Here is a 7,332-nt window from a genome sequence, read left to right as displayed (position 1 = left end):
ACCTCTACTACGGCTCACTGGTCCTGAACGACGAGGATGACCTGTTCGCGGGCTTCAACGCGTCCTCGTCCACCAGGTTTGTCACCGCGGTCGCGATCGGCGTGCCGGGAGGCAACTTCCCGGCGACGACGTTCGGCGACTTCTACGACGCGGGCACCCAGGCCTACACGTGCAACAGTTGCAGCCGACCGCGCTGGGGCGACTACTCGGGCACCGCCCGCGACCCCAGCAACCCCAAGGACGTCTGGACGGTCCAGCAGATCGGAGCCATTGCCAATACCGGGATCCGCGGCGGCGACTGGGGCACCGCGATGGATCGCGTCACGCTGTCCCCGCCGACCGTCACGAGCGTCACCCCGAACCACGCGCCCGAACGGGCCCAGTGCGTGAACACCGTGACCGTGCGCGGCACGGAGTTCCCCACGAGCGGCACCACCGTCAGGTTCGGCTCCGTGGACGCCACGAACGTGAACGTCATCGGGCCGGAGGAACTCACCGCCGAGGCGCCCCCGCAGCCACGGGGCACGGTGGACGTCACCGTGACCACCCCCAACGGCACCAGCCCGATCACCAACGCCGACAAGTTCACGTACGACGCCGACACGTCGGCGCCGACCGCCTCCGCGAGCGTCTCGCCCTCGCCGAACGCCGCCGGCTGGAACAACAGCAGCCCGGCAACGGTCGACATCAGCGCCGGTGACGGGTCCTGCGGCTCCGGTATCCAGGAGATCACCTACAGCGCGACCGGCGCCCAGCCGATCGGTACCACCCACGTGTCCGGCGGGAGCGCCGCCGTGCCGATCACGGTGGACGGCGTGACGACGGTGACCTTCACCGCCACCGACAACGCCGGCAACACCTCCGCGCCGCAGACGAGCACCGTGCGCCTGGACACCGCGGCGCCGACGATCACCATCCTGCGTCCGACGGCCGGCACGTACCTGTTCCACCAGCCGGTCACGGCGTCCTACGCGTGCGCGGACGCCACCTCCGGTGTGGCGAGCTGCGTCGGTACGGTCCCGAACGGCAGCCCGATCGACACCTCGACGTTCGGCTCGCACACCTTCACGGTGAACGCCGCGGATGTCGCCTCCAACCCGGCCACCAAGAGCGTCACATACACCGTGGCGTACCGGATCTGCCTGCTCTACGACCCGAGCCGGCCGATCCGCGGCGGGAACAGCACGGTCCCGATCAGGCTCCGGATCTGTGACGTCAACGGCGCCAACCTGTCCAGCCCTGGCATCACCCTCACACCCAGCCGGATCGTCGGTCCCACCACCGTGCCGTTCACGACCCCGTTCCGATACGACGCGCAACTGGGCGGCTACATCGTCAACGTCTCCACCAGGGGACTGGCGAACGGCAGCTACAACCTGCAGTTCACCATCAGCGGAGCTGACACCACGACACACGTGGCACCGTTCACCCTGCGCTGACACCCACAGCTCTCGTCGGAGCGCACCGGCCCGGCCCCGGCCCCGGCCCCGGGGCCGGGCCGGTGCGCGTCAGGGCAGCTTGCGCGCCACCGTTGACGACGGCTCCCCACCCACGCCTGTGATCAGAGACGCGCACGCCCGCTCACAGCCCGAATCGGCGGCGCCCTCATCCTGCGGCAAGTACCGCCAGCCCCCTACACCGCCACCCCCAGGCTCGCCGATGGCTTTGAGGGTCTCGGGGCGTTTGACGGTCTTGCCGACGTCGTAGCGGGGTGCCCGGTGTTTGTTCTTGGCGCCGGGCGGCCGTCCGGGGCCGGCTCCTCGGGGTTTGGGAACACGGGTCGGGCAGGCGAGGTGAGCGCGGATGTTCCTGAACCCCCGGCGGACCCGGGCCGGGATGAGCCGGTCGGAGGTCGTGGGTTTCTCCCAGGGCCTGCGGAGGTTCGTGGCGAGGGGCCGGGCGAGCCGGAGCTGGGTGTGGGCGACGATCAAGATCCAGGTCCAGCGGTCCGCGGCCTCGGGAGTACGGAGTTTCGGGGTGGTCCATCCGAGGGTCTGCTTCGCGAAGCGGAAGGTGTGCTCCAGATCGAAGCGGCGGAGAAAAGCCTGCCAGCAGCGGTCCACATCGTGCCCGTCTTCGAGGACCACAACCACACCGGCGGGGCATCCCGGTCCTTCGGTAGATGCTCGACCTTGAAGTGCATCAACGTCCGCTCCACCAAAGGGAGTTCACCATCATGTTCGAGCCATGAGGAACGGTGGGTGAGGCTTGGGTGGACCCGGTCCCATGCCTGGGTTTCGGCCTTGCCGTAGTTGGTGGTGTCCGTGACCGTGGTGATCGCGGGCTCGGGCCAGGTCTCCGGCTTGGTGAAGCGGAATTCCGGGCTGTGCTTGGGTGGCCGGCCGTTGACGCCGTGTATCCTCGGCGACTTTGGCAGACGCATGACGCGGTCGGAGCGGACCCGGCCCACCAGCTCGACCGGCAGGTCACGCAGGACCCAGCCCAGGCGGGTGACGTCGTAGCCGGCGTCGCTGACGATCACGATGTCCGGGTCCCCGGCCTGCCACTGGCCCGCGGCGATAAAGAACAAGCTCAGCCCGATTCCCGGCCCTGCTCTTACGACCGGACCGTGCCGGCCTCATGACCGACGCGAGCGCCGAGCTACGCCGGACTGGCCGCTCCTGCTGTATCCCGGGGACATCGACAAGCTGTGGTGATGGTTCACGCCACACGATCAACCGGCCGGCTGTCGGGCCTCTGACCGTACCTGCAGGGTGATGGCGGCGAGCCGGTCCAGATCGATGCTCTCCGGGGCTGGCTGCGGGCCGTCCGGGATGAACAGCGCCACCAGTGCCATGGTGCTTCCGTCGGACCATGCGCACATGGGCATGTCGACCCGGACGTCCTCATCGCCGGGCCGGGTGAGAACCTGGCAGCTCACCGTGATGTCGCTGCCCGGCGGGGTAATGTCCCTGGGCGGGACGGGCGCTTGTGCCTCGGTCGGCGCTGAGGCTCCCGACAGCAGGGCCGTGCGGGATTTGTTGTGCGGGGTGGTGAAATGGCCGTACGCCCCAGTCACCATGAGGACCTCTCGGGTACCTGCCGAGCCCTTCTCGTACCGGGCGGTGACGCGGGCGGGCTTCCCGGCAGCGGTGCCGGAAGACCCCATGGGTGCATCGTCCTTCGAACTCGGCGGACCGTCCTCGGACCGCTGGTAGGAGCCGCCGAGCAAGGTGTCGGGCATGGAGAGCCGGTACTCGTCCGGCCCGCTCGCCATCCACCGCACCCCGAAGCCTGCGGCGAGGAGGCCCACGACCGAGACGGCGACGATCAGTACCGTCCTGCTGGTCCGCCGCCTTCCCACAGGGCCGTCTGCCCCCGGGTCCGCGTGCGACTGCTGCGGGGTCCCGGACGTGTCGGGCAGGTTGGGGGAAGTCGGCATGGTCATGATCAGACACTACGGTCTCAAGGACCCCCGCCCCAAAATGCCGGTCACCCCGAAGCTGCTCCGTCCCCGGCGCCGAGCCGCCCCCCTGCCCTTCCGGCGGACGCGGGGGCGGGCCGGTGGTCGAGGGCGGTGGAGGTCTGCGACCCGGAGGCGGTCCGCGCGGCGCCGCGGGGCCCGATCGGTGCTGGGGTGGCGGCGCAGCGGCTGACGGAGGCTCTCTGGGGGTGCCGTTGCCGATTCTCCGGCCGAGGGTGTCCGCTTCGGCGGTCGGGCATCTGGTGAAGGCCGGCCTTCTGGTCTACCTCGGTGGCGAGACGCAGTTCCCTGACGGTCACCCGGATTAGGTGGCCGCGCTCGCCCGCCACCGGGAACCTTCCCACCCTCCTCGACCGCCACGTCCCCCCGGACCAGGCCGCCCGCCGGCTCGGCGTCCGAAGGGTGGACTTCGACCAGGTGGTCAGGCTCGGGGGCTGTCGCCGGTCGGCTCGGTGGAGGTCGACTACAAGCGGCAGGGCGGGATGACCTCGGTCCTGATGTTGAGGGCTCAGGACTTCCTTGACAGTCTGCACCATGTCCGCGGCACCACCATTGCCGAGGACGCCTCCCAGCTGCGGATCGACAACGCGCCCCGCGCGATGGCCACCTGGCGCAACCTCGCCATCGGAGTCCTCCGTATGGCCGGAGTGACGAACATCGCGGCTGGCCTCCGCCGCAACGCCCGCGACCCTCGCCGTCCTCTCGCACTCCTTGGCCTCGGATGATCACGAACCGGACGCCACGCAACTACGCCGAAGCCCTGGGGAGCTGCGACGTCAACGTACCTCCGATGAGAATCGGTTGCGGTCTTCTGGGCGGCCTGGCCGGATCAGTCGCTCGTTCCGGTGATTTTGGCCTTGATCTTGGGATCTCCGGCCAGCGCTGGCGGCAGAGCGGTGTGGGAATCGAGCTGCGCGGTGAGCAACTGAGCAACTGTCACATGTGTGGTGTTGAGGGATGTCCACCCACCCGGCTTGCCGTTCACCGTCCCTTTCGCGGAATTGCGCAGATCCGCCCCTTGCAGCTTCGCGCCGGTGAGGTCGGCGCCGGTGAGGTCGACGCCACGCAGGTCCGCGTTCCGCAGGTCCGCACCCGTCAGTGACGCGCCCGTGAGGGAGGCGTCGAGGCCCGGGCGTTCGAGTTCGTCGAGCCGCTGACGCCGGCCAGCTTGCCTGCCGTCCTTGGGGCGATCGGTCTGAAGTGCACGGCCGCGGCGGCCCAGGTGAGCCTCAGCCGCTGCTTTCCGGTGGAGGTCTGGGAGGTCCTGTTTGACGCCGCGGCCGAGGGAGGAGCGTATGAATCGGCGGAGTACGGCGCCTATGGCCGCCTTGCGGCCTGGCGTTCCCTGGCCGGACTGACGGGAGTGGAAGAGGGCACCCCGGTGGCCGAGGTCGAGGCATTGGCGGCGGCCTACCGGTGGTACAGCTTCGGCACCGATAGCGGGTGGTTCTTCCGCCAGCGCTGGGACCTCGCCATCGTGGCCCTCTCACCGAACGGCCGCCGACTGGCTGTGCTGGCAGCCACGGACACCTACTGAGCGCCAGCGCATCCGAGGCAGACGGTCAGCTCCCTCCTCACCTGCTAGCCCGCCACGACGGTCCCGCCGATCCTGGCCTCGAGGGGACCACCGGCGGACTGTCCGACGTACTGGTCGTCGCCGTTCTCCGATGCGACCCAGTCCGCCGCGAGCCAGGAGTTCGAGGCGGCGTCGACGCCGACGGCCACGGAGCCACGACGGGCGTCACTCACGCCGACTCGCCGAACGAGCGCTCCAGTGATCCTGCCTAAGGATCAGGCCCGGCGCGTCACGTGATCCATGATCAGCTCACCTACGGCATTCCAGCGCTTTCTCGACATCTCCCGACCGTTCTCATCGAAAACGACCACTTCCGACGGCAAGCCGTTGGCGTGCCAGTACCGCCACTCACCCACCGCGGCACCCATGATGGTCACGCCCTCGGCCCGCTTGGTCCCGTCCGGCCACCACTCCTGCTGCCGCCCGTGCTCGATGCCCGAGCAGTAGGTGCCGAGCAGCTCGGTGTGCCCGTTGTCCGCGACTTCCTCGACCTCCCCAGTGAACAGTTCCCCTGCGTGACAGGTGCGTCCGTACTCGTCCAAGTAGGTCTGATCGCCTTTGATACGCATCGCCCGTACTGAAGTCGGCGTCGCCCCGCACGGTTTCGCCGGCGGCTCGGCACCACCACGAGCCTCGATGGTGGGCCCTGACTCGCGCTCGGCGGCGCGCTGCCCGCGCGCTGCGAACTTGCGCCTGAGCTCTGCGCGCCAGTGCGCGGCGTTGCTGCCGTCCAGTTGCCCGGCGAAGGCGGCACGGGCGGCGTCGACAAGTTCGGCAGGGGCCCCCGGACCATACTCGGCGATCTCCCACAGCGCGTCATCCGTTGCCATGTCGAGCCCAGTGCAGGTCCGCAAACCCTGGCCACTGAGCACCTCTTCCAGCACGGCGCCGAAAGTCCTCCTCAACTGGTCCTCGGTCGGCCAATCACCGAGCATGGACCCACCCCTCCCTGAAGCGAACGAACTTTCCCGTCCCTGTACGACGCCCGGCGCGATCGGGCGGGTTCCCGCCGCCGTCACCGCTCGCATCCTGCCGAACGCTCCACCCGGCGACAACAACGCCGTCGCGCCGAAGCTCGGTAGTTGTCACATATCGAGCTGAAACGGTTTGGGTTTTGGGTCGTTGGTGGGCTGTGAGCGATCTGGTGGGGGACGCGCGACATCTGTCGCCGTCGGCGCAGGAGGCCCTGCGACTGCGGGCGGTGGCTGCGTTGGTGGCGGGGCGGGACTGTGAGGACGTGGCAGCGGTCTTCGGGGTGTCGCTGAAGGCGGTCGACACGTGGTGGGCGAAGTAGCAGGCCGGCGGCCGGGAGGCGCCGGCCAGGCGGCCGCGGGGCAAGCCGGTCGGGGTGCACCAGGTGCTCGGGGAGGCCGAGCAGGCCGCGGTGCAGCAGGCCGTCCTCGACCACCAGCCCTGTGACGTGGGACTTTCCGGGCAGTTGTGGACGCGGCGGCTGATCGGTGACCTGATCGCGAAGCTGTAGCGGGTACGGCTGACCGAACCAGGGGTGGGCAAGTACCTGAGGCGTTGGAGGCTGTCCTTCCAGCGTCCGGACAAGCGGGCCGTCAAGCAGCACCCGGAGGCCGTGCGCCGCTGGCACGAGGAGACCTGGCCGGCGATCCGGGCGAAGGTGAAGAGGGACGGCGGCGAGATCTGTTCGCCGACCAGGTCGGCATCCGCTCCGACCAGGTCACCGGTCGCACCTGGGGCGAGAAGGGCAGGACCCGTCGTACGGCGGAGCGGGAACCGGTTCTCGGTGAACGCGATGTCGGCGATCAGCACCAAGGGCTGGATGCACTTCATGGTCTTCACCGAGAGCTTCACCGCCGAGGTGATGTGCCGGTCTCGCCGGCCACGTCGACCACAAGGTCCACCTCGTCGTCGACGTGTCGTCACAAACGGATCAACGAGACCCTCGCTTCATGCGCCCGAAGACTTCGGACTTACTCGTCCAGAGCATTGCGCGGCGACGAGGGCGGCCGCAGCAACGGCTTGCTCAGATTCGGGTGCTTCCAGATCGCCCGCGGTGTCGATCACACGGGTGAGGATGCCGCGGACGACGCCTTCCGGTGAACTCGCCCTCATTTGCACGCAGTACACCGAGCGATCAGACGACAGGTGGGTCACATGTGCGAGGCCGTCGACACGGCTCCCATGGACTCCGCTGGACCTGGGCCGCTCCTGACCGGCTCCAGGCCGCGCGACTTCAGTGCTGCAGCAGGGGCCGCCCGGCCTCTTGTTACCTGGACAGGCGCAGCGTCACAGATGCCGATTTCGCTCCGGGAAACTCGAAGTCGAAGTTCGTCCGCTGGCCCATTCCGCGCGCTTCAAC

General features: G+C 69.0%; 9 protein-coding genes and 2 pseudogenes. 4 read left to right on the top strand and 7 right to left on the bottom strand.

What is annotated here, in order from left to right:
- Nucleotides 1-1,439, top strand: a 1,439-nt coding sequence (locus VR44_RS31025) for an IPT/TIG domain-containing protein (RefSeq protein ID WP_045950945.1), incomplete at its 5' end; no start/stop codon positions are given.
- A 225-nt stretch (nucleotides 1,440-1,664) separates the two neighbouring features.
- Here the strand turns inward: VR44_RS31025 and VR44_RS31020 are convergent.
- Both VR44_RS31020 and VR44_RS41580 read right to left on the bottom strand, forming a co-directional pair.
- Nucleotides 1,665-2,521: pseudogene (locus VR44_RS31020) on the bottom strand (transposase); the annotation flags it as partial.
- A gap of 153 nt (nucleotides 2,522-2,674) precedes the next feature.
- On the bottom strand, nucleotides 2,675-3,388 hold the full coding sequence (locus VR44_RS41580; RefSeq protein WP_052713918.1) for a hypothetical protein: 714 nt from the start codon (nucleotides 3,386-3,388) through the stop codon (nucleotides 2,675-2,677).
- 488 nt (nucleotides 3,389-3,876) lie between these two features.
- Between VR44_RS41580 and VR44_RS31010 the strand changes: the two genes are divergently transcribed.
- On the top strand, nucleotides 3,877-4,149 hold the full coding sequence (locus tag VR44_RS31010; protein WP_342669411.1) for a hypothetical protein: 273 nt from the start codon (nucleotides 3,877-3,879) through the stop codon (nucleotides 4,147-4,149).
- A 104-nt stretch (nucleotides 4,150-4,253) separates the two neighbouring features.
- Here the strand turns inward: VR44_RS31010 and VR44_RS47755 are convergent, their stop codons facing one another.
- The gene (locus VR44_RS47755) at nucleotides 4,254-4,409 is read right to left on the bottom strand and encodes a hypothetical protein (protein ID WP_245692541.1); all 156 of its coding nucleotides are present in this window, start codon (nucleotides 4,407-4,409) and stop codon (nucleotides 4,254-4,256) included.
- A gap of 27 nt (nucleotides 4,410-4,436) precedes the next feature.
- Nucleotides 4,437-4,646, bottom strand: a pseudogene (locus tag VR44_RS48605) (pentapeptide repeat-containing protein); the annotation flags it as partial.
- On the opposite strand from VR44_RS48605, the gene VR44_RS47745 reads away from it, so the two are divergent.
- Nucleotides 4,593-4,961, top strand: a complete 369-nt coding sequence (locus VR44_RS47745) for a DUF6183 family protein (RefSeq protein ID WP_052713917.1) — start codon at nucleotides 4,593-4,595, stop codon at nucleotides 4,959-4,961. The pseudogene VR44_RS48605 and the gene VR44_RS47745 sit on opposite strands and share 54 nt — an antisense overlap.
- A 44-nt stretch (nucleotides 4,962-5,005) precedes the next feature.
- Here VR44_RS47745 and VR44_RS45445 read toward each other — a convergent pair whose 3' ends face one another.
- Together VR44_RS45445 and VR44_RS46570 are read right to left on the bottom strand one after the other, a co-directional pair.
- Nucleotides 5,006-5,173 carry a hypothetical protein gene (locus VR44_RS45445; protein WP_157880464.1) on the bottom strand — a complete coding sequence of 56 codons (168 nt, stop codon included), beginning with the start codon at nucleotides 5,171-5,173 and terminating at the stop codon, nucleotides 5,006-5,008.
- 42 nt (nucleotides 5,174-5,215) lie between these two features.
- Entirely contained in the window at nucleotides 5,216-5,935 is a 720-nt protein-coding gene (locus tag VR44_RS46570) for a toxin-antitoxin system YwqK family antitoxin (protein ID WP_211275154.1), read from the bottom strand.
- Between the two features lie 413 nt (nucleotides 5,936-6,348).
- Here VR44_RS46570 and VR44_RS49275 point away from each other — a divergent pair, with 413 nt between their 5' ends.
- Nucleotides 6,349-6,483, top strand: a complete 135-nt coding sequence (locus VR44_RS49275) for a hypothetical protein (RefSeq protein ID WP_425424547.1) — start codon at nucleotides 6,349-6,351, stop codon at nucleotides 6,481-6,483.
- Nucleotides 6,484-6,920: 437 nt separating this feature from the next.
- On the opposite strand, the gene VR44_RS44365 is transcribed toward VR44_RS49275, so the two are convergent.
- A complete protein-coding gene (locus tag VR44_RS44365; protein ID WP_245692544.1) occupies nucleotides 6,921-7,085 on the bottom strand; it encodes a DUF4259 domain-containing protein in 165 nt (54 codons plus the stop codon).
- Nucleotides 7,086-7,332: the final 247 nt, after the last annotated feature.

Origin of the sequence: Streptomyces katrae, from assembly GCF_000966975.1 — a bacterium.
Taxonomy (GTDB): Bacteria; Actinomycetota; Actinomycetes; order Streptomycetales; family Streptomycetaceae; genus Streptomyces; species Streptomyces katrae.
This window is presented reverse-complemented; position numbering and strand designations above follow the sequence as displayed.